20 protein-coding genes and 1 tRNA gene are annotated in these 20,741 nt (G+C 45.7%); 6 read left to right on the top strand and 15 right to left on the bottom strand.

Features of this window, described 5'->3' with window-relative positions; genetic code table 11:
• The first annotated feature begins 31 nt into the window (after positions 1-31).
• The 4 genes from ACRD67_RS03760 (at position 32) to ACRD67_RS03745 (ending at position 6,060) form a co-directional block, all read left to right on the top strand.
• Positions 32-2,434 carry an efflux RND transporter permease subunit gene (locus tag ACRD67_RS03760; RefSeq protein ID WP_430965700.1) on the top strand — a complete coding sequence of 801 codons (2,403 nt, stop codon included), beginning with the start codon at positions 32-34 and terminating at the stop codon, positions 2,432-2,434.
• A 92-nt stretch (positions 2,435-2,526) separates the two neighbouring features.
• Entirely contained in the window at positions 2,527-3,960 is a 1,434-nt protein-coding gene (gene asnS / locus ACRD67_RS03755; RefSeq protein ID WP_430965699.1) for an asparagine--tRNA ligase, read from the top strand.
• A gap of 37 nt (positions 3,961-3,997) precedes the next feature.
• On the top strand, positions 3,998-5,455 hold the full coding sequence (rpoN, locus tag ACRD67_RS03750) for an RNA polymerase factor sigma-54 (protein ID WP_430965698.1): 1,458 nt from the start codon (positions 3,998-4,000) through the stop codon (positions 5,453-5,455).
• A complete protein-coding gene (locus ACRD67_RS03745; protein WP_430965697.1) occupies positions 5,452-6,060 on the top strand; it encodes a hypothetical protein in 609 nt (202 codons plus the stop codon). The genes rpoN and ACRD67_RS03745 overlap by 4 nt, the downstream gene beginning before the upstream one ends.
• Before the next feature lie 29 nt (positions 6,061-6,089).
• Here the strand turns inward: ACRD67_RS03745 and ACRD67_RS03740 are convergent, their stop codons facing one another.
• The 10 genes from ACRD67_RS03740 to ACRD67_RS03695 all read right to left on the bottom strand — a co-directional run bounded on the left by ACRD67_RS03740 (position 6,090) and on the right by ACRD67_RS03695 (position 12,598).
• Positions 6,090-6,572, bottom strand: a complete 483-nt coding sequence (locus tag ACRD67_RS03740) for an ExbD/TolR family protein (protein ID WP_430965696.1) — start codon at positions 6,570-6,572, stop codon at positions 6,090-6,092.
• An 11-nt stretch (positions 6,573-6,583) separates the two neighbouring features.
• Positions 6,584-7,192, bottom strand: a complete 609-nt coding sequence (locus tag ACRD67_RS03735; protein WP_430965695.1) for an ExbD/TolR family protein — start codon at positions 7,190-7,192, stop codon at positions 6,584-6,586.
• 185 nt (positions 7,193-7,377) lie between these two features.
• Complete coding sequence (locus tag ACRD67_RS03730) at positions 7,378-8,085, bottom strand: porin family protein (protein WP_430965694.1); 708 nt, start codon at positions 8,083-8,085, stop codon at positions 7,378-7,380.
• 78 nt (positions 8,086-8,163) lie between these two features.
• Complete coding sequence (locus tag ACRD67_RS03725) at positions 8,164-8,646, bottom strand: ExbD/TolR family protein (RefSeq protein ID WP_430965693.1); 483 nt, start codon at positions 8,644-8,646, stop codon at positions 8,164-8,166.
• A 24-nt stretch (positions 8,647-8,670) separates the two neighbouring features.
• Complete coding sequence (locus ACRD67_RS03720) at positions 8,671-9,291, bottom strand: ExbD/TolR family protein (RefSeq protein WP_430965692.1); 621 nt, start codon at positions 9,289-9,291, stop codon at positions 8,671-8,673.
• 16 nt (positions 9,292-9,307) lie between these two features.
• A complete protein-coding gene (locus tag ACRD67_RS03715) occupies positions 9,308-9,751 on the bottom strand; it encodes a hypothetical protein (RefSeq protein WP_430965691.1) in 444 nt (147 codons plus the stop codon).
• A gap of 23 nt (positions 9,752-9,774) precedes the next feature.
• Positions 9,775-10,554: a MotA/TolQ/ExbB proton channel family protein gene (locus tag ACRD67_RS03710; protein ID WP_430965690.1), complete on the bottom strand. Its 780-nt coding sequence runs from the start codon at positions 10,552-10,554 to the stop codon at positions 9,775-9,777.
• 79 nt (positions 10,555-10,633) lie between these two features.
• Positions 10,634-10,721 (bottom strand) — tRNA-Ser (locus ACRD67_RS03705).
• Positions 10,722-10,792: 71 nt separating this feature from the next.
• A complete protein-coding gene (locus ACRD67_RS03700) occupies positions 10,793-11,821 on the bottom strand; it encodes an asparaginase (protein WP_430965689.1) in 1,029 nt (342 codons plus the stop codon).
• A 9-nt stretch (positions 11,822-11,830) separates the two neighbouring features.
• The gene (locus tag ACRD67_RS03695) at positions 11,831-12,598 is read right to left on the bottom strand and encodes a TatD family hydrolase (RefSeq protein WP_430965688.1); all 768 of its coding nucleotides are present in this window, start codon (positions 12,596-12,598) and stop codon (positions 11,831-11,833) included.
• Between the two features lie 36 nt (positions 12,599-12,634).
• Between ACRD67_RS03695 and ACRD67_RS03690 the strand changes: the two genes are divergently transcribed.
• Positions 12,635-13,081: a retropepsin-like aspartic protease family protein gene (locus tag ACRD67_RS03690; protein ID WP_430965687.1), complete on the top strand. Its 447-nt coding sequence runs from the start codon at positions 12,635-12,637 to the stop codon at positions 13,079-13,081.
• Positions 13,082-13,192: 111 nt separating this feature from the next.
• On the opposite strand, the gene odhB is transcribed toward ACRD67_RS03690, so the two are convergent.
• Positions 13,193-14,413 carry a 2-oxoglutarate dehydrogenase complex dihydrolipoyllysine-residue succinyltransferase gene (gene odhB, locus ACRD67_RS03685; RefSeq protein ID WP_430965686.1) on the bottom strand — a complete coding sequence of 407 codons (1,221 nt, stop codon included), beginning with the start codon at positions 14,411-14,413 and terminating at the stop codon, positions 13,193-13,195.
• Between the two features lie 6 nt (positions 14,414-14,419).
• Positions 14,420-17,236, bottom strand: coding sequence for a 2-oxoglutarate dehydrogenase E1 component (locus tag ACRD67_RS03680; RefSeq protein WP_430965685.1), 2,817 nt, complete (start codon positions 17,234-17,236; stop codon positions 14,420-14,422).
• Positions 17,237-17,335: 99 nt separating this feature from the next.
• Here ACRD67_RS03680 and ACRD67_RS03675 point away from each other — a divergent pair, with 99 nt between their 5' ends.
• The gene (locus ACRD67_RS03675; RefSeq protein ID WP_430965684.1) at positions 17,336-17,872 is read left to right on the top strand and encodes an alpha-ketoglutarate decarboxylase; all 537 of its coding nucleotides are present in this window, start codon (positions 17,336-17,338) and stop codon (positions 17,870-17,872) included.
• On the opposite strand, the gene ACRD67_RS03670 is transcribed toward ACRD67_RS03675, so the two are convergent.
• Genes ACRD67_RS03670 through galE form a run of 3 tightly spaced genes read right to left on the bottom strand, consistent with a single transcriptional unit; the run spans position 17,869 to position 20,570 of the window.
• Entirely contained in the window at positions 17,869-18,225 is a 357-nt protein-coding gene (locus ACRD67_RS03670; RefSeq protein WP_430965683.1) for a hypothetical protein, read from the bottom strand. The genes ACRD67_RS03675 and ACRD67_RS03670 overlap by 4 nt on opposite strands.
• 32 nt (positions 18,226-18,257) lie before the next feature.
• Positions 18,258-19,535 carry a metal-dependent hydrolase family protein gene (locus ACRD67_RS03665; RefSeq protein WP_430965682.1) on the bottom strand — a complete coding sequence of 426 codons (1,278 nt, stop codon included), beginning with the start codon at positions 19,533-19,535 and terminating at the stop codon, positions 18,258-18,260.
• Between the two features lie 18 nt (positions 19,536-19,553).
• Positions 19,554-20,570: a UDP-glucose 4-epimerase GalE gene (gene galE, locus ACRD67_RS03660; RefSeq protein ID WP_430965681.1), complete on the bottom strand. Its 1,017-nt coding sequence runs from the start codon at positions 20,568-20,570 to the stop codon at positions 19,554-19,556.
• Positions 20,571-20,741: the final 171 nt, after the last annotated feature.

Below are 20,741 nucleotides of genomic sequence, written 5' to 3'. Positions count from 1 at the left end.
TTTCTACCTTTGACCCCTATAAAAAATAACCATGGTAGCTAAGCTTACGCAGGGGTTCTGGGCCATAACGGCAAGGATCATTCTTAGAAATAGAATTCTGATCCTCTTAGGCATAGCAGCAGCAACCCTGTACTTGGCCTTCCAATGGGAAAACATGCGGTTCTCCACCTCCGAGGCGAACCTTCTACCGGACCAACACCCTATCAATTTAGCGTACAACTCCTTCTTGGAACGTTTTGGCGAAGAAGGAAATGTGGTGGTCTTGGGCGTACGGGACAGCAGCTTGTATTCCCCCGCTAAATTCAACCGTTGGAACAAGTTCAGTAAACAGCTCGAAGCCTTTCCCGAAGTGGATTTCGTGCTCTCTACAGACAACTTGCAGGAATTGGTAAAGGATAACGAAAAGCAGGAATTTGTACTGCAGCCCTTTCTGCAATCCGACCCAAAAACCAAAGGGGATGTTGATGCGCTCACCACCCATCTTTTTACTGAACTCCCCTTTTATGAAAATCTGATTTACAATAAGGAAAGTCGTACCATACGTACCATAATGTACTTGGACAAAGACCTTGTGAACACCGGGGTTAGAAAGGATTTTATCCTAAAGGACCTTACCGATCTTGTGGATAATTTTGAAGCTGAGACCGGTTTGGATGTCAGGATTTCCGGTATGCCCTATATCAGAACGCTCAACTCACAGAACATCATTGATGAGATAGGAAAATTTATTTTCGCTGCCTTGGCGGTAACTTCGCTCATTTTCTTTTTTTTCTTTCGAAGTTTTAGGGCCACCCTCATCTCCATGTGTGTAGTAATCATAGGGGTCATGTGGGCCTTTGGCATTTTAGGTCTACTGCAATACGAAATTACGGTACTTACGGCATTGATTCCCCCATTGATCATTGTTATCGGAATTCCGAACTGCATTTTTCTGATCAACAAATACCAGCAAGAGGTAAAAAAACATGGCAACCAGGCACTCTCCCTGCAACGGGTCATTTCAAAAATTGGGAACGCCACACTTATGACCAACGTAACCACCGCCTCCGGTTTTGCCACCTTTATTATTACGGACAGCAAACTTTTGACCGAATTTGGGATCGTGGCCTCCATTAATATCCTAGGAATTTTTATTCTCTCCCTTTTGATCATCCCGATTGTCTATAGCTTTATGTCGCTTCCCAAGACCAAGCATCTAAAGCACTTGAATAAAAAGTGGATCGATACCTTTGTCAATTGGATGGAAAAAATGGTCCGCGAGAAACGCATCTCGGTCTATGTGGTCTCCGTTTTGCTATTGGTAACGAGCATTATTGGTATCTACCAAATTGATATTTCGGGCAGCCCCATAGAGGATATGCCCAAGAAAGCTGAATTTTTTAAGGATATCCGTTTTTTTGAGCAGGAATTTGACGGTATCATGCCCATAGAAATTGTGGTGGACACCAAACGCAAAAAGGGAGTCCTAAAGCCCGCAACTCTCAAAAGAATGGATCAACTCGGGAGCATCATCGATGAAATACCTGAACTTTCCAGGCCCGTTTCGGTGGTAGATCTAGTAAAATATTCCAAACAGGCCTTTTACGGCGGTATTCCAAAATATTATCAGCTCCCTACCTCTCAGGAGAACAGTTTCATTATGGACGTGGCGCGCAAGTCCTCGGACAACAGCAACCTCCTGGAAAGTTTTGTGGACACCACCGGGCAGGTGGCCCGGATCACGACCTACATGAGGGACGTGAAGACAGATCGTATGGAGGAAATAGAGGAAGATCTTCAGAAAAATATAGAGAAATTGTTTCCATCGGAACGTTATGATGTGTTTATGACCGGAAAGGCCCTGCTTTTCTTAAAAGGGACCAAATACCTCGTAAAAAACCTGGTATTGTCCTTGGCGTTGGCTATAGGGCTGATCGCTCTTTTTATGGCCTACTTGTTCCGTTCCTTTAGAATGATCATTATTTCTTTGATCCCCAATTTGTTGCCCTTGGTCGTTACCGCTGGGGTCATGGGTTTTGTAGGGGTTCCCATAAAACCCTCCACTATTTTGGTCTTTAGCATCGCCTTTGGTATCTCGGTAGACGACACCATACATTTCTTGGCCAAATACAGGCAAGAACTGGTGGCCAACCAATGGCGGATAAAAACATCGGTCTATAAGGCACTGCGCGAGACCGGCGTAAGTATGTTCTATACCTCCATCGTGCTCTTTTTTGGGTTTTCGGTTTTTATCATCTCCAACTTTGGGGGTACCGTAGCCTTGGGCGCCTTGGTTTCTGCAACCTTGCTTTTTGCCATGTTGGCCAATCTTATCTTATTGCCTTCGCTGCTGCTCTCCTTGGAAAGAAGTATTGCCAACCAGGAGGTATTGAAAAAACCGCAGATCGACATCCTTCCAAAAGAAGAGGTGGGTATAAACGATTCCAACGCCTAGATTCCTTTCCCGACCGCTATTTAACCCCTGATAAGTCGGTTCTTTTTGGGCAAAAGGCTATCTTTGCGGTTTTAATTTTGAAGTAATTTAGCATGAAGCCATCCAGTGTAAAAGAACTACTCTCTACCACACCGAGCCATCAAGAAGTTTTGGTCAACGGATGGGTAAAGACCTTTAGAAGTAACAGGTTTATTGCCTTGAACGACGGGTCTTGCCTAAACAATATTCAGTGTGTTGTGGACTTTGAGGCATTTGACGAAGCGCTGTTGAAAGAGATTGCCACCGGTACGGCCCTACAGATCGAGGGCATCCTTGTGGCCAGTCAGGGCAAGGGGCAGAGTGTGGAAATTCAGGTGACAACATTACGGGTCCACGGTAGTGCCGACCCCGAGACCTATCCCATACAGCCCAAAAAACATTCGTTGGAGTTCCTTAGGGAAAAAGCACATTTACGGGTGCGCACCAACACCTTTGCCGCGGTAATGCGTGTACGTTCGGCCCTGTCCTTTGCCATACATAAATACTTCCGTGACAACGGCTTTTATTACTTCCACGCCCCTATCATCACAGGTTCGGACGCTGAAGGAGCCGGGGAAATGTTCCGGGTAACCACTTTAGACCCGAAGGCCCCACCACTGGCGGAGGATGGTGAAATAGACTATAAGGAAGATTTTTTTGGGAAGGAGACCAATCTTACCGTATCCGGACAGTTGGAAGCGGAGGCCTACGCCATGGGCTTGGGGAAGGTGTATACCTTTGGTCCTACCTTTAGGGCCGAAAATTCCAATACTTCCAGACATTTGGCCGAGTTTTGGATGATTGAACCGGAAATGGCCTTTTACGACTTGGATGCCAACATGGATCTGGCCGAAGATTTTATCAAGGAGGTGCTATCCTACATACTGGAGAACTGCGAGGAAGATCTACAGTTTCTCGAAAAAAGGCTTTTGGACGAAGAAAAATCCAAGCCCCAGGCAGAACGCAGCGAAATGGCGCTTATTGAAAAGTTGAAATTTATCGTGGAGAACAACTTTAAACGAGTCACCTATACGGAGGCCATAGATATTCTAAGAAATAGCAAGCCCAACAAAAAGAAAAAATTTGAATACCCCATAGAGGCATGGGGGGCCGACCTGCAGAGCGAACACGAGCGTTATCTAGTGGAAAAACACTTTAAATGCCCTGTGATCCTTTTTGACTATCCGGCCAAAATCAAAGCGTTCTACATGCGGTTGAACGAAGATGGAAAAACCGTGAGGGCCATGGACATCCTTTTCCCGGGAATCGGGGAAATCGTTGGGGGCTCGCAACGCGAAGAACGTTTGGAGGTGCTAAAGGAAAAAATGAATACACTGGGCATAGACGAAAAGGAGCTTTGGTGGTATTTGGATCTTCGGAGGTTTGGCACCGCTGTTCACAGTGGATTTGGACTCGGATTTGAGCGCTTGGTTCAATTTTCTACGGGCATGGGCAACATCCGTGATGTGATACCTTTTCCGAGGACGCCCCAGAATGCTGAGTTTTAAACTGAATTCTTTAACTTTATAGGTAAGATTAGACCCCATGCTCAAACAGCACTTACAGTTTAAGTTATCTCAAAAACTATCGCCACAGCAGATACAGCTGATGAAGCTGATACAGTTGCCTACACAGGCCTTTGAGCAGCGTTTGAAACAAGAGCTGGAAGAGAATCCTGCATTGGAAAGTGGAAAAGAGGAAAGCGAGCTGGCCGAAGACGACTTTGAGGAAACCTATGACGAAAGGACAGATTCAGAGGACATTAACACGGAAGACATCAACATTGATGACTATTTAAGTGATGATGAGGTACCGGATTACCGTACACAAACCAGTAATTACAGCGCGGATGATGATGAAAAAAGCATCCCGTATGCCGCCGGGACTTCCTTTAACCAATATCTTCTGAACCAATTGAATACGGTTTATCTCAATGAACAGGAATGGGCCATTGCCGAATTTTTGGTGGGCAGTGTAGATGAAAGTGGGTATATCAGAAGGCCACTGACCGACATTATGGATGATCTGGCCTTTACCCAAAATATTTATACGGAGGAAGCCACTATAGAAAGCGTGCTGAAAATTGTTCAGGAACTGGACCCCCCCGGGGTAGCTGCACGATCTCTGGAAGAATGCCTGATTATACAGCTCAAGCGCAAAGAGGTTTCCCCACCTATTGAATTGGCCATAGCCATTTTGGAAAAGTCCTTTGAACAGTTTACCAAAAAACACTATAAAAAGCTGATCCAAAAACACGGGATTACGGAAGATGAACTGAAAGAGGCCATATCCGAAATCGAAAAATTGAATCCAAAGCCTGGAGGGTCGTATTCGGGAAATACCCGGATGATCGAACATGTGGTCCCCGATTTCTCCATCCGCATAGTGGAAGGGGAATTGGAACTCGCGCTTAATGGCCGTAACGCCCCAGAACTGCATGTCTCCCGCGAATACAGTAATATGCTGGAGGGTTATAAAAACGCCAAGGACAGGACGAAATCCCAAAAGGATACGGTCTTGTTCATCAAACAGAAGTTAGACGCCGCCAAATGGTTTATAGATGCCATACGGCAACGCCAACAGACGCTCTTTATCACCATGAACGCCATTATGCAATATCAAAAAGAATATTTCCTCAGTGGGGACGAACGCAAATTACGTCCCATGATACTCAAGGACATTGCAGATACCATTGACATGGATGTTTCTACCGTCTCCCGAGTGGCCAATAGCAAATATGTGGATACACCCTACGGCACCAAATTGATCAAGGAATATTTCTCCGAATCCATGAAAAATGAGCAAGGAGAGGACGTTTCCACACGTGAGATCAAGAAAATTTTGGAAACGGTCATCGGGGAAGAAATAAAGAAAAAACCGCTTACCGACGATAAACTGGCGGCAATCCTAAAAGAAAAAGGATATCCCATAGCCAGAAGAACGGTGGCCAAATACCGTGAACAATTGGGCATTCCGGTAGCTAGGCTCAGAAAACAGATATGATGAGGCTCTTTCTAAAAGTAATCTCCTATCTTTTTCACCCCTTGTTCGTTCCCTTTGCAGGTACCATTATCTATTTCCTGGTTACTCCAAAATACAGTCCGCTGGAACTTCAAAGTGGGAATATCCTGCCCATCTTTATCCTAACCATCATTATCCCCATTATCAGCTTTCTAATTCTAAGGAACCTGGGCATCGTAAAATCTGTATTTATTCCCAGCATTGAGGAACGCAAATACCCTCTTTACATAAGTATTGCCCTCCTTTTTATGGTGCTCCTAAAAGTAATCCCCAACAATTACACGGCCGAACTCTATTACTTTTTTCTCGGATTGATCGCCGCCTCTGGGGCATCTTTGTTACTGCTCTTTCTACAATTCAAGAGCAGCATGCACATGATGGGCATCGGGAGTTTGTTGGTCTTCCTGATTTCCCTCAGTATTCACTTTGAGATCAACATCACCTTGGCCATTAGCTGCCTCACCCTGATTGCCGGTTTGATCGCCTCCTCAAGACTGTACCTAAAGGCCCATAACAAGGCAGAAGTAATTATTGGTTTTTTGCTAGGTTCGCTTTCCCAATTGCTTACCATAAAATTTTGGCTTTAACAGCCATCCGAACAAACCCATTTTCTTGTTTATTCCAAATTCGCATAGGCGTCACCCTCATAGGTCGTATAGTTGATCTTAAGAGCATTTATTTTTCTAAGCTCCTGCCTCACATCCAAAATAATGCCCATTCCAGCATGTTTATCTACCTTGAGCGCAATGGTCATGAAGGGACGTATAGCCTCTGGTTTGTCGGCGATCTGACCCAGAACATAGGGACCCACATCGGAAAGATCCACAAACTTATCATTAATTTGTATCCTGGGCCCGCTTCCCAAAATTGTGGCATATTCAAGGGTCGGTTTTCCAATATGGATATAAATCACCCGATCAGGTTTCTCCAGTTTCTTCACCTCACTGGCGTTGGGCAAAACATAGTTTACCTTTAATTTCTCGCTTTTCATCACTGTTACGGTCATGAAAAAAAAGAGGAGCATAAATACAATGTCGGGCAGGGATGCGGTGGAAATTTCCGGCACATCCGTTTCCTTTTCCCGTTTGAATCTTATCATAGTGCCATGTTTTATTTGATTTCAGCTTCTGAAAGGTTCAGCGGAAACAATCCCTGAATCTCCCTTATTTTTTCTCTTAACGAAGCCCTGATGTATTCTGGGGTTTCCGGATTTAGGTATACGGCCTGCATCTCCGTAAAGTCCTCTCCAAACCTACGTTGTGCCTCCCTATTCCTAAGATGGTTATAAGCAGCGACCAGTTCATTTTGAACCGTAATATAACCTCCGTACGATGTGGCCCGCACAGTGGTAACCAACACAACGGCCTCGAGCGGATTGTCCGACGATTCTTGCTTTCTTAACCCCTCACAATAGTTACAATGGCCCTTGTTCCCGGGAGGTGCGCCGCCATTATCCAAAAAGGCGATGGCAATATCTCTAAGCTCCCCCATATCAACCCGCTCTTCCTCAACGAGCAACTCATCGGAATCATTTATGGAAATACGCAATATATTTCGCTCGTTGATAATCAAGGGAGGAGGCGTTTCCATTCGTGGTAACATGCGGTCCAGGCCCGCATCCGTTTCTATGCTGGTGGTTACCAGAAAAAAGATTAATAATAAAAAGGCAATGTCCGCCATGGAACCGGCGTGTACCCCAGGTGATAATCTTTTAGCCATTTTACTCATTTTATGTTATACAATCCTTGAATGCTGAACGGATAGGGGGCGGAGATTCGTGTTGGCTGGCCCACAACCAACTTGCTAATACGGGCTTGGAGCGTGTCCTTTAACTAAATATTAATTATCAAGATTCGTGCCATGCAGCGGAACTGCATTGCTTTCCAAACCCGGAAAGGGTAGCTTTAAAGAATGTAGAAAATGATGCCGATACGCAAGGGGCGTACTTCAATCGCGGTTCCGTCGGTAATTTGCACGTCATCCTCAAACAGCTTGTTCAACGCGTAGTACGCATGTACATTGAAGGTATTGTAACCGAAGTTTAAGGTGAGACCATAATGGAACTTTCTAAGATCTGTATTAAAGAAGGAAGTGTTTTGTAGCTCGGATACAAATTTGGACCTTCCGCCAACTACATAAGCCAGTTTTACGCCTGTATACACGCGCCAGAACTTATAATCCAAGGGTGTAGAGGTCCGCCAGCGAAACTCCAGGGGCATTTCAACCAAATGGGTCTCTACCTTGTTCCGATTAAAATCGGCACCGCTTTCAAGTATGGTATACACAAAACCATCTCCCGATTCCGTTGCCAATAAATTGGTGTAGTATGAGTTTACTGCATAGCCCAGTCCCAGTCCCAGGGCAATATTGCGTCGTGTATTTATGGGCATGTCCTTAATAAACCCAAGTTGCAGTCCATAGGACAGGTTACGTTCAGAAACATTGTCGGGTTTGTTGGACAGGAAATTATAGGTTAGTCCAATGTAGAACTGATCCTCCAGATACGAAGTGTCCACTAGGCCAGTCTGCTCGTTCTCCTGGGCGTTTGAGCAAAGTATTGAACCAACTAACAGTACCAAAAACATGCGTTGTCCAAGCATAGATAAATACATAGATGGTGGGAAGTTATAAAAAAACGCTTCAAACAAGCATTTGAAGCGTTTATATTTTAAGCGGCAAAACTTTCCCGCCTACTGCAAATTTCTAAATGCATCACCTTCGTAGGTGGTGTAGTTCACCTTTAGCGCATTCACCTTGCGTAGTTCCTGCTTTATATCCGAAATGATTCCCATATTGGCGTTCTTGTCTACCTTAAGTGCGGTAGTAAGAACGTTCTGAAGTTCCTGTGCCTTTTTGGCACGTTCCTGCAAAATATAAGATCCCACATCGGAAACATCAGCAAACTTATCGTTCAACTGAATTTTGGATTCCGTACCGAAAACCTTCTGGTACTCTCTAGTGGGTTTCCCTACATAGAGATAAATAATCCTGTCCTTTTTTTCGAGCTTTTTAACCTCGCTGGCATTGGGCAGGGTATTCTCCACTTTTAGCGTGCTATCCTTCATTACGGTAACCGTCATAAAGAAGAACAAAAGCATAAACACAATATCGGGCAAGGATGCCGTTGACACTGCGGGAAGGTCTCCATCTTTTTTCTTATTAAATTTTGACATAGTCTTTAAATTTTAAGGGTATCGCTAATTTGTGGATGTTTCCGCTTCGGACAACTTCTGTGGGAACAGGTCCTTTATTTGCTGTACCTTCTCCTTGAGTTCGTCCCTAACACTCTGAGGTGTTTCGGGGTTTAGGAAAGCCGCTTCCATTTCGGTAAAATCCCGTCTGAATAAACGTTGGGCCTCCCTATTACGCAAATCGTTATAGGCACCTACCAATTCGTTCTGTACGGTAATATAGGTTCCGTACGGCGTCTCGCGATCGTTCTTTAATGAAATGATGGCTTTTGATGGATTGTCCGATGATTCCGGATTCCTTTTCCCCTTACAGAAACTACAATAGTCCGGGGTGCCAGAGGCAGCACCTCCATTATCCAAGAAAGCGATGGCCTTTGTCCTTAGGTCCTTAAGGTCCGTAAGCTCTTCTTCGGCCAATAGTTGCCCATTCTTATTGATATTAACAGTAAAAATATTTTTCTGTTTGATCACTACGTCTTCATCTGGCGGCTCCATGGGAGGCAACATACGATCTAGTCCTGCATCCGTTTCGATAGTGGTAGTCACTAGGAAAAAGATAAGCAACAAGAACGCTATGTCCGCCATAGAACCAGCATTTACTTCCGGTGCTCCTTTTCTTCTAGGCATAATTTTTTGTATTTAATTATTTACTGAACAACTTCTTTACTCCGGGCAATACCATTGCGCCAATAGCAATAATGGTCAAAATGAAAAACACATTTAGTCCCATACCAATTTTCTTGACCGTGCTTTCAGAAGTTTCTATGCCGCGATCAGCCATTTGGGCGATATCGATATCCGTTCCACTAGATAGGCCATAAGAGATAGCGACCACCAATAGAAAGCCTGCAATCACAAATAGGGTCTTCTTAAGGCTGCTTGGGCTGGAAAACAAGTTTTTAAGCGCAAATATCAAACTTGCGGCTACGGCTATGGCCAGCAGCAAGTAAGTAATAATGAACATAAAGTTCATTGAAGAACTTTCAATTGCCTCCGATACCGGAGCATCCTTTTCAGGAAGTTGGGTCCATAGGATAAATCCCAGTAAGCCCAAGACAACCAATACGATTTTTAATATTTTATGCATGATGTTTCTCTATTAGGTACGACTTATTTTTTGTGATCTACCAACATATCGATCAAGGTGATCGAAGAATCTTCCATATCATTTACAATACTATCAATTTTTGCAATGATGTAGTTATAGAAGATTTGAAGTATGATCGCTGTAATAAGACCAAATACCGTTGTTAACAGGGCCACCTGAATATCACCTGCAATAAGTGAGGCACTTAAGTTACCCACGGCTGCAATCTTCTGGAAGGCCTGAATCATACCGATTACCGTTCCCATGAACCCTAACATGGGAGCAATGGCAATGAACAGGGATAACCAAGAAACGTTTTTCTCCAATTGTCCCATTTGAACCCCTCCGTAGGCCACGACGGCTTTTTCGGCAGATTCCACGCTCTCTCCGGCCCTATCAAGTCCTTGATAGAATATTGAGGCAACGGGGCCCTTGGTATTTCTACAAACCTCTTTGGCCGCTTCAACGCCTCCGGATGACAATGCATCTTCAACTTGTTGCTTAAGTTTACCGGTGTTGGTACTTGCCAGGTTTAAGAATATAATCCTTTCAATGGCAACTGCGAGACCAAGTATCAAACATAAAAGAACGATACCCATGAATCCGGCTCCTCCTTGGATAAATTGTTCTTTTAGAACCTGAGTGAATCCTTTTTGTGCCTCTTCTGCAGCTCCATCTTGAAGCATAACTGCTGTAGTGGCTACTGTCGCAGATAGATTTGAAACTATTGCTTTTGCGCTTACCGTATTTGTGCTTAGGACAAATAGCCCAGCCATTGCCAGGATTGAGAATAACTTTTTCATTTCGTTCAAACTTAAATTTAGTTAGTTAATAGGGTTAAAGATAAAAAAAAATTGTAATTAAAAAATTAAAACTTCGAAGCAGAGAGGAAGGGATTCGAACCCTCGATACACTTTTGGTGTATACACACTTTCCAGGCGTGCGCCTTCGACCACTCGGCCACCTCTCTGTAAATCCCTTAGGTAGGGTGGGCCAAATAACAAAAAAAATATTAGTTAATAAAATTTCGCCTGCTTTATTTTATCCCATTTCACCGCGCAAGGAGGTTTCGAATATGGTTTTGAACCTTTGGTGCGAAACATCACTTCCCAAAAGGAACATCAACTTGGTGATGGCGGCTTCCGTGGTAATGTCCTTACCATTAATGACTTGCAATTTCTGTAGCTGTTGGCTGGTTTCATATTGCCCCATAAGTACGCTCCCTCCAGAGCACTGGGTTACATTCACAATATGCAGCCCTTGGGCAATGGCTTCTTTTAGGTCATTGATGAGCCAATCCTCGGTCGGGGCATTTCCAGCCCCATAAGTTTCCAGTACCAGGGCCTTGAGGCTTGGAGTGTTCAAAACACTTTGCAATACCGCTTGGTTAAGGCCAGGGAAAAGCTTTAGGATAGCCACATTGTTGTCCATCCTTTTATGTACCTTCAGTTTTTCACTCTTTTTCTTCCTGAACAGAAATGCATGGTTCACATTTAAGTGGACCCCTGATGTTACCAGTGATGGGTAGTTTAGGGATGCAAAGGCCTCAAAATGCTCCGCATTTATCTTGGTGGTCCTATTGGCCCTGTACAGCTTGTACTCAAAATAAAGACATACCTCTTGAATGACCGCTTCATTGTTTTCCCGCAATGCCGCCAGTTGTATGGAGGTGATCAGGTTCTCCTTGGCATCGGTACGCAAGTCTCCAATAGGTAGTTGGGAACCGGTGAAAATAACAGGTTTGGACAAGTGCTCCAACATATAGCTGAGTGCAGACCCAGTATAACTCATGGTATCGCTCCCATGGAGCACCACAAATCCATGGTACTCGTTATAATGCCTCTCAATAAGCGTGGCCATGGATACCCAATGGGAGGTGTCCATGTTGGAAGAGTCTATGGGTGCTTCAAAGGAAACGCTGGTAACACTACAATCCAATTGGTTGAGCTCCGGAATATTTTCCATGAGCTTCTCAAAGTTAAAAGCCTTAAGGGCACCGGACTGGTAGTCCTTTACCATCCCAATGGTTCCGCCCGTGTAGATGAGCAGGATATTCGTCTTTTTTTCCATCAATGCAATTTAAATACCAAAAACGTCTTTGGAGTTTTTTGTTGTAATGGCCGCTATTTCTTTCATGTCCTTCCCGTATATCTGTACAAGTTTTTTCAAAACATGCTTTAAATAAGTGCTTTCGTTTCGCTTTCCGCGATAGGGCACCGGTGCCAGGTATGGCGAATCCGTTTCCAAAACAATGTGGGTCAGGGCTATCCTTTCCAAAAACTGATCTATTTTCCCATTTTTAAAGGTGACCACACCTCCAATGCCCAATTTCATATTATAGGATATGGCTTTCCTGGCTTGTTCCTCAGTACCCGTAAAACAGTGGAAGATACCGTACAGATCTTCATCCTTCTCTTCCTCCAATACTTCAAAAATTGGATCAAAGGCCTCCCTGCAATGGATGACGATCGGCAGGCCAAATTTTTTAGCCCATCGGATTTGCCGTTTGAACGCGTCCTGTTGCTGGGTCAGAAAGGTCTTGTCCCAGTACAGATCTATCCCAATTTCGCCAACAGCATAGAATTTATGCCTTTCCAGCATATGAGCTACATGCTCCAATTCCTCTTGATAGTTCTCCCGCACATGGGTGGGATGAAGGCCCATCATTAAAAACATATGATCCGGGTAGGCCGCCTCCAACGCCAACATGGCATCGGTATAGGTAGAGTCAATGGCAGGAATAAAGAAACGTTCTATGCCTTGCTCCAAGGCCGATTTGATTACCTGATCCCTGTCGGCATCAAAGGCTTCACTGTATAAATGGGTATGCGTATCCGTAAGTAACATGCAACAAAAATAGCCTTATCTTTGGGAAAAAATTAGATGTCCAGCCTCAAAAAATTTTTAGACCGTAAAAACTACCTTAGGGTCCCGCTTTCCCTTACGGCCACCAACCATTTTGAGATTATAGCAAAACTAAATGGGGTTACCGGCCGTTTCATTTTGGACACCGGTGCCTCCAATACCTGTGTGGGTCTGGATAAAATCGAATTCTTTAAACTCGTCTCCAAGGATTCCGAAATAAAGGCCGCAGGTGCGGGAGCCACCAATATGGAAACCCAGATTTCGACGAAAAACAAAATCGCCATTGGGGATTGGAAAAAGAAGAAATTGAAGATTGTTTTATTTGATCTGGTCCATGTGAACGAGGCGCTTACCGCACATAAGGCCCTCCCGGTTGATGGCATTATTGGCGCCGACATCCTGAAGCAGTCGAGCGCCATAATAGACTACAACAAAAGTTGCTTGTATTTGAAACGAAAAAAATGATTCCCTTGCGGTTCCCTCAAAAACGGTTATCAACGCCCGGTTCAGGGCAGCTCCCAATCGCCTAAAGACACGGGTAAATGCCTCCGCTTTTATTGGACAAGAAGGTATGCATTAAAGCTCCAAGGCCTTTTTGACCGCATTATCCATCAACAGTTCTGTGGGATTTTCCAAAGCTTCCTTTACCGCCACCAAAAAGCCTACGGATTCCTTACCATCAATAATTCTATGATCATAGGAAAGGGCTACGTACATGATCGGTGCAATAACAACTGCCCCCTCCTTGGCGATAGGCCTTTCCACAATATTGTGCATCCCGAGAATAGCACTTTGGGGCGGATTAATGATGGGCGTGGACAACATCGAACCAAAGACCCCACCATTGGTTATAGTAAAGGTGCCCCCGGTCATTTCGTCTACCGTAATCTCCCCCTCTCGGGCGCGGATCGCTAGGCGTTTTACCTCGGCTTCTATGCCTCTAAAGGTGAGGTTCTCCGCATTCCGAATTACGGGGACCATCAGGCCTTTTGGACCGGAAACCGCTATACTGATATCACAGAAATCATAACTTAGCATTTCCTTGCCATCGATCATGGAATTCACGGCTGGATACATCTCCAAAGCCCGAACCACCGCTTTGGTGAAAAAGGACATAAAGCCCAAGCCTACCCCATGTTTTTCCTTAAAGGTCTCCTTGTATTGCTTTCGAAGTTCAAAGATGGGAGACATGTCCACTTCGTTAAAAGTGGTAAGCATGGCGGTCTCATTTTTGGCGGCCACAAGGCGTTCGGCGACCTTACGGCGTAACATGGACAGCTTGGTGCGGGTTTCTCCCCTACTTCCTCCGGTGGGCGTGCCCATGGAGGGCACTGCATTTATGGCATCTTCCTTGGTAATACGTCCGTCCCTTCCCGTGCCATTTACCGAAGTCGGTGCGATATCTTTTTCATCCAATATTTTTTTAGCTGCAGGAGAAGGGCTTCCTGTGGCATACGACGCCACCTTCTCCGGTACCTGGGCCTTGGCCGCCTCTTTTTGCTCCTCTTTGGGAGCAGCTTTTTCAACGGTCTTTGCCGGTGCCCCACCTTCGGGTTTTTTGGCACTGGTATCAATAAGACACACAACGTCCCCTACGGCGACCGCATCGCCTTCCTCCGCCTTTAAGGTGATGGTACCACTTTCTTCCGCCGGCAGCTCCAAGGTGGCCTTATCCGAGTCGACCTCAGCGATTGCCTGATCCTTTTCCACATAATCCCCATCGCTCACCAACCATTCTGCAATTTCCACTTCGGTAATGGATTCCCCAGGGGAGGGAACTTTCATTTCTAAAATCATGCTGTATTAATTTGATTTATTATTTCGTGTTTTTCTTCTTGTGGTATTGTCCTTGGTCTTATCAAAGACGTAGTCAATGACCTGTTGATGCCTTTTTTTGGAACGTACGGAACTCCCCGCCGACGGTGATGCATAAAACCTTCTGGAAGCCACGCGGAATATATGGGCCTGGTCAAAATGCATGAGCATATGGCTCCAAGCACCCATATTTCTGGGTTCCTCCTGGGCCCAGACCACATCGTCGGCATTCTTGTATTTCTTGATAATCGCCTTCATTTGATCGGCAGGCAGGGGAAACAGTTGTTCTACCCGCACCAAGGCAACGTCATCCCTTTGCTGCTCTTCCTTAGCGGCCAACAGATCATAGTAGAACTTACCGGTACAAAAGACCAGGCTCTTAATATTTTTGACCAGCGCGCTGCTATCATCAATAACTTCCTGAAAGCTTCCCGTGGCCAGTTCATCCACGGAAGAAACCGCCCTTGGATGGCGCAACAAACTCTTTGGTGTGAAAATGATCAGGGGCTTTCTAAAGTTCGCCTTCATCTGTCTCCTGAAAACGTGGAACATTTGTGCAGGGGTACTGCAATCGGCGATGTACATATTGTCTCTGGCGCACAATTGCAGATAACGCTCCATCCGAGCGGACGAATGTTCCGCACCCTGACCTTCATAGCCGTGGGGCAAGAGCATTACCAGGCCATTTTGTAGTTTCCATTTGTCCTCCGCTGCTGAAATGTACTGATCCAACATAATTTGGGCACCGTTGCTGAAATCGCCAAACTGGGCCTCCCAAATGGTCAATGTATTGGGGCTTGCCATGGCATAGCCGTAATCGAAGCCCACTACCCCATACTCGGACAGGAGCGAATTGTATATTTGGAACTGCCCTTGTTTCTCGGACAATGCATTGAGCAAGAGTACCTCTTCCTCGCTTTCCTCTACCTTCATGACCGCATGCCTGTGCGAGAAGGTGCCGCGCTCCACATCCTGCCCGGACATACGCACGCCATACCCTTCCTCAAGCAACGACCCATAGGCCAAAAGTTCGCCCATGGCCCAATCCAAACGGTCCGTTTCAAAAAACATTTTCTTGCGGTCATTGACCAACCTTTCCACCTTTCTCAAAAACTTTTTATCGGCTGGTAACTCGGTAATGACCTTGGCAATCCGTGTCAATTTCTTTTTGTCATAAGTAGTATCCACAGGGTCCATCATCTCCCACTCCCGTACCGAGGTAAAACCGCTCCATTCGTCGGCCATAAAAGGGGTGATTATGGTCTTGTCCTCCTTTCGGGAATCCTCGAGTTCTTCTTCCAGGGAAGCTTTATATTCCATCTCCAATTCCTTTACAAACCCCTCCTGGATAACACCTTCCCCTAGTAAGCGATCGGCATAAATATCCCTTGGGTTTTTATGCTTGGCAATGGCCTTGTAGAGCTTTGGCTGTGTAAAACGGGGCTCATCTCCCTCATTATGGCCATATTTTCGATACCCCAAAAGGTCTATGAACACATCCCTATTGAAGCGCATGCGATATTCCAAGGCGAAGAGGGAAGCGTGCACCACGGCTTCGGCATCATCGGCATTAACATGTAATACCGGGCTAAGGGTTACTTTACCCACATCGGTACAATAGGTAGAGGATCGCGCATCCAGATAATTGGTGGTAAACCCTATTTGGTTGTTTACCACGATATGAATGGTACCGTTGGTCCTGTACCCATCCAATGTGGCCATTTGCACCACCTCATAGACAATGCCCTGACCCGCGATGGCCGCATCGCCATGCACCACTATGGGCAAAACCTTGGAAAAGTCGTCCGGATAATGTGCGTCCTGTTTGGCTCTGGTAATACCTTCCACAACGGCTCCCACGGTTTCCAAATGGGACGGGTTGGGCGCAATGTTCATTTTTATCTTATTTCCATTATCCGATTTTCGATCGGAGGTCCAGCCTAAATGATACTTTACATCGCCATCAAAGACTTCCTGTTCATAGTCTTTCCCATCAAATTCGCTAAAGATGTCCTTGGCCGATTTTCCAAAAATATTGGTAAGCACATTAAGCCTGCCTCGGTGTGCCATTCCCATGACAAACTGTTCAACGCCCAATTCAGCTGCCCTTTCCACCACGGCATCAAGCGCTGGGATCAAAGATTCGTTACCCTCTAGTGAAAAGCGTTTTTGGCCCACGTACTTGGTATGCAAAAAGCCTTCAAAAGCTACGGCCTGGTTGAGCTTTTTCAGAATATGTTTTTTTCTGTCCGCGTCAAAATTGGGATGGTTGTCGTTGATGTTGAGCCAATTTTGGATCCACTCCAAACGCTCGGGGTTTCGTATGTACATATACTCCACACCAATGGCATCACAATAGATCCGCTTTAAATGGGATATGATATTGCTCAAAGAGCTTACGCCTATGCCGATAATTTCCCCCGCGTTGAACATAGTACCCAGGTCGTCCTCGGAAAGGCCAAAATTCTCAATGTCCAAAGTGGGTGTGTACTTTCTACGGTCCCTGACCGGATTGGTTTTGGTAAACAAATGGCCCCGGCTCCTATAGCTATCAATAAGTTTAACGACCTGAAATTCCTTCTGCAGTGAGGTCGGGATGGCCACCTTATCGCCATTGGCTATAGTCATGGTCCCGTTTTGGGCAGAAAGGTCCACATCGTCCAAAGCGCTTTCCTGTCCAAAATCGAATCCCTGAAAAAAAGCGCGCCAACTCGGTTCAACGCTATCGGGATTGGTTAAATACTTATCGTAAAGCGCTTCAAAAAAAGAGGTATGCGCCGTATTTAAAAAGGAATACTTATCCATGGAAATATGCTGGGTCTTATGAACAAAATATTATCAAAAATACAACATTTAACATTTACTGTCTTATATTAGACGGGTTTATTGAAAAAATTAACGCTAATGAGAAAAACCGATTATTTCCCGGCCCCATTGCTCTTTTTGCTCTGTCTTTTTCTATTTTTGACCCCCTCGTGTTTCTCTCAAAACAGTGGTCCTGACAATTTCTGGAACAAGGTGCGTTTCGGTGGAGGTATTGGCCTGGGATTTGGAAATGGCAGTTTCAGCGGAGCCTTATCGCCCAGCGCACTCTACGAGTTTAACGACTACTTTGCCACAGGAGCAGGACTCACTATAAATTATTCCAAGTTTCGGGAATCCAAGCTATTGGCCTACGGTGGAAGTGTGCTCACCCTGTTCAACCCTATTCCAGCCGTACAGCTGTCGGCAGAATTTGAACAGTTGAGGGTAAACCGGGAGTTGGAGGTGTTCAACGGATCCAATGTGGTGGAAGACAACTATTGGTTGCCTGCATTGTACATGGGCATAGGTTTTGGCTCACGAAACGTAACCGTGGGAGTAAGATACGATGTGCTTTACGATACGGAAACCAGTTTGTACGCCGATCCCTGGGCACCCTTTGTACGTGTCTATTTTTAGGACGCGTACTTGGATTTGAACCATACTTTCTGCCACTCCCGTTTAAGGATCAAAAAAGAGACCTGCTCTGCTACCTCGACCACATCCACAGCACTGATTTCCTTAAAAGCATGTTCGGGGACATCTACCACGTACAGCAGGTTCAGGTAGTCCATAAAGCGTTCCAGGATAAGATAATACACCTTTTCGTGCAGGGTGGCTTTTAGATCGGCAATCTCTACGTCCAGGGAAAAATCGATGGGAACATTGGCCAAGTTAAAATCCTTCAACAATTGCTCTACCAAGCGTTCGTATAAGTCTTGGGCATGGGCGGTTTCTAAAAGTTCCTGGCTATTGGGGAAATTCACCTTCATATCTTATCTACGTGACCACCCCCTAAAATGGTTTATTCGTTTTTATAAATTATACCATCTTTCATTACAAACAGCACCAGTTCCATAGTGGCTATGTTCTGCTCCGGATTATCTGCAACCGCCACAATATCGGCAAGAAAGCCTGCTTTTAGCTGCCCTAAAGCGTCTCCCATACCCAACAAGTTTGCATTGGTTATAGTAGCAGAGGCCAAGGCCTCCACGGCCGGCATTCCTGCTTCCACCATATAACCGAATTCCTTGGCATTGAGTCCATGCGGAAACACCCCGGCATCGGTACCGAAAGCTATGGGCACCCCTCTTTTATAGGCCCTGCCAAAGGTATCTTGTATCAAAGGGCCTATTTCCCTGGCTTTTTGGGCAACTACCTCGGGAAAATATCCCGGCACCTCGGCCTTTTCCGTAACCTGTTTCCCGGCAGTAATGGTAGGTACGAGATAGCTATCGTATTGTTTCATCAAATCCATGGTGGCCTCGCTCATATAGCTCCCGTGCTCAATGGTCTTTATGCCTCCCTTTACCGCGCGCTGCATCCCCTCATCTCCATGGGCGTGGGCCGCAGTCAACATGCCATAATCCTTTGCCGTATCGGTAATGGCCTTAATTTCCTCAACGGTAAATTGCGGGTTTTTTCCACTTTTTGCTACGCTTAGCACGCCTCCCGTGGCCGTTATCTTGATGACATCGGACCCGTCCTTATATCGTTGTCGCACCGCTTTCTTGCCATCTTCTGGAGAGTTCACCACACCCTCCCTGGGGCCGGGATCTCCCATAAGACTTTTCTTCATCCCATTGGTGGGATCGGCATGGCCTCCTGTGGTGGCGATGGACTTTCCGGCCGTAAATATGCGGGGCCCTAGGACCGAGCCGTTGGTTATGGCCTTTCGCAGGGCGATGTTGACACCGGTTCCGCCAAGATCCCTTACCGTGGTGAAACCCGCCAGCAAGGTTCGCTTGGCATAGACCGTGGATTGGAAGGCGATATCCGCCTCGTTTTTCGTGAACCGGTCCATGTATGATTTTGGGCTGGATTCACTTTCTATGTGCACATGCAAATCTATAAGACCTGGCAGTACCGTCCTGTTCTTTAGGTCGATGACCTTGTCCGTTTCCGAACCTGTGGTATAGCCATTTTCAATACTTTTTATTCGATTCCCGGAAACCACTATGGTCTTCTCGGACATCATTTTCCCGGAAGCAACGTCAAGCACATTACCACAGTGCAGGTAAGTATCTTGAGCGTTTACCATATACACGACAAGCAAGCTCAGCACAAACATTATTTTTTTCATATCTTGATTTTTAGTCGATCAATTTCTAATATTTTGTTCCCAATCCCAAGCAGATTTCATGGCTTGGTCCAAGGACGATTCCGCCTTCCATCCCAACACTTTATTGGCCTTTGTCGTATCGGCATACGCAGAAACCACATCTCCGGCCCTCCGGTCTACGATCTTGTAATTCAGCTTGGTGCCGGATACCCGTTCAAAACTGGCAATGACCTCCAACACGGAACTGCCCTGCCCGGTGCCCACGTTAAAGACCTCATAATTCTCTTTGTTCTTTCTTTCCAGCAAACGCTGCAGTGCCACCACATGGGCCTTGGCCAAATCCACCACGTGGATATAGTCCCGGATGCAGGTGCCGTCAGCAGTAGGATAATCCCCTCCAAAAACGGAAAGTTGTTCCCGTATGCCGGCCGCAGTCTGGGTAATAAAAGGGACCAAGTTCTGTGGAATTCCAATGGGCAGTTCCCCTATTTTACCACTCGGGTGTGCGCCAATTGGGTTGAAATAGCGCAAGGAAATGGCCTGCAGATGGGGCAGTACCCTGCAACTGTCACGAATAATTTCCTCACCGATCTGCTTGGTATTCCCATAGGGCGATTCAGCGTGTTTCACTGGGGCATCCTCGGTAATGGGCATTTTATCGGCCTGTCCGTAAACCGTACAGGAAGAACTAAAAATAAAACTGGCCGCTTCCTTTTTGGATAGTTCCTGAAGCAGATAAACAAGGGTCCCCAGGTTGTTTTCATAGTAGAGCAACGGTTTCTCCACACTTTCCCCAACCGCCTTGGAGGCCGCAAAATGAATAGCACCTTCGATATCCTGATGCCTTTGGAAAAAATCCGTAACCTTGGATTTCTCCCTAAGGTCCAATTTTTCGAATATGGGGCTTTTCCCAGTAATGCTCTCAATGCCTTGGAGCACCTTTTCATCGGCATTGGACAGGTCATCTATCACCACTACCTCAAAACCTTCGTTTTGCAGTTCCACTACGGTATGGGACCCTATAAAGCCCAAGCCCCCGGTTACCAGTATTTTCATTAATATGCGTTTTTAATAAGTTCCAACTTGCGATTTATATTCTCGTTTTCCGGTGAATATTGAAGCCCTCTGTTCAACTGCCCAACGGCCTTTTTTCTGTCCAGAACGATAAAAGAAGGCCCCGGCCAAAGTGTAGGCTTCGCCCACGATCAAGCCCTTATAACCGTCCCA

This window comes from Eudoraea algarum (assembly GCF_050589645.1).
Classification (GTDB): Bacteria; Bacteroidota; Bacteroidia; order Flavobacteriales; family Flavobacteriaceae; genus JBNGOQ01.
This window is presented reverse-complemented; position numbering and strand designations above follow the sequence as displayed.

Coding starts and splice junctions, on each gene's coding strand:
- ACRD67_RS03760 (WP_430965700.1), top strand. CDS start 32: ATGGTAGCTAAGCTTACGCAGGGGTTCTGGGCCATAACGGCAAGGATC.
- asnS (WP_430965699.1), top strand. CDS start 2,527: ATGAAGCCATCCAGTGTAAAAGAACTACTCTCTACCACACCGAGCCAT.
- rpoN (WP_430965698.1), top strand. CDS start 3,998: ATGCTCAAACAGCACTTACAGTTTAAGTTATCTCAAAAACTATCGCCA.
- ACRD67_RS03745 (WP_430965697.1), top strand. CDS start 5,452: ATGATGAGGCTCTTTCTAAAAGTAATCTCCTATCTTTTTCACCCCTTG.
- ACRD67_RS03740 (WP_430965696.1), bottom strand. CDS start 6,572: ATGATAAGATTCAAACGGGAAAAGGAAACGGATGTGCCGGAAATTTCC.
- ACRD67_RS03735 (WP_430965695.1), bottom strand. CDS start 7,192: ATGGCTAAAAGATTATCACCTGGGGTACACGCCGGTTCCATGGCGGAC.
- ACRD67_RS03730 (WP_430965694.1), bottom strand. CDS start 8,085: ATGTATTTATCTATGCTTGGACAACGCATGTTTTTGGTACTGTTAGTT.
- ACRD67_RS03725 (WP_430965693.1), bottom strand. CDS start 8,646: ATGTCAAAATTTAATAAGAAAAAAGATGGAGACCTTCCCGCAGTGTCA.
- ACRD67_RS03720 (WP_430965692.1), bottom strand. CDS start 9,291: ATGCCTAGAAGAAAAGGAGCACCGGAAGTAAATGCTGGTTCTATGGCG.
- ACRD67_RS03715 (WP_430965691.1), bottom strand. CDS start 9,751: ATGCATAAAATATTAAAAATCGTATTGGTTGTCTTGGGCTTACTGGGA.
- ACRD67_RS03710 (WP_430965690.1), bottom strand. CDS start 10,554: ATGAAAAAGTTATTCTCAATCCTGGCAATGGCTGGGCTATTTGTCCTA.
- ACRD67_RS03700 (WP_430965689.1), bottom strand. CDS start 11,821: ATGGAAAAAAAGACGAATATCCTGCTCATCTACACGGGCGGAACCATT.
- ACRD67_RS03695 (WP_430965688.1), bottom strand. CDS start 12,598: ATGTTACTTACGGATACGCATACCCATTTATACAGTGAAGCCTTTGAT.
- ACRD67_RS03690 (WP_430965687.1), top strand. CDS start 12,635: ATGTCCAGCCTCAAAAAATTTTTAGACCGTAAAAACTACCTTAGGGTC.
- odhB (WP_430965686.1), bottom strand. CDS start 14,413: ATGATTTTAGAAATGAAAGTTCCCTCCCCTGGGGAATCCATTACCGAA.
- ACRD67_RS03680 (WP_430965685.1), bottom strand. CDS start 17,236: ATGGATAAGTATTCCTTTTTAAATACGGCGCATACCTCTTTTTTTGAA.
- ACRD67_RS03675 (WP_430965684.1), top strand. CDS start 17,336: ATGAGAAAAACCGATTATTTCCCGGCCCCATTGCTCTTTTTGCTCTGT.
- ACRD67_RS03670 (WP_430965683.1), bottom strand. CDS start 18,225: ATGAAGGTGAATTTCCCCAATAGCCAGGAACTTTTAGAAACCGCCCAT.
- ACRD67_RS03665 (WP_430965682.1), bottom strand. CDS start 19,535: ATGAAAAAAATAATGTTTGTGCTGAGCTTGCTTGTCGTGTATATGGTA.
- galE (WP_430965681.1), bottom strand. CDS start 20,570: ATGAAAATACTGGTAACCGGGGGCTTGGGCTTTATAGGGTCCCATACC.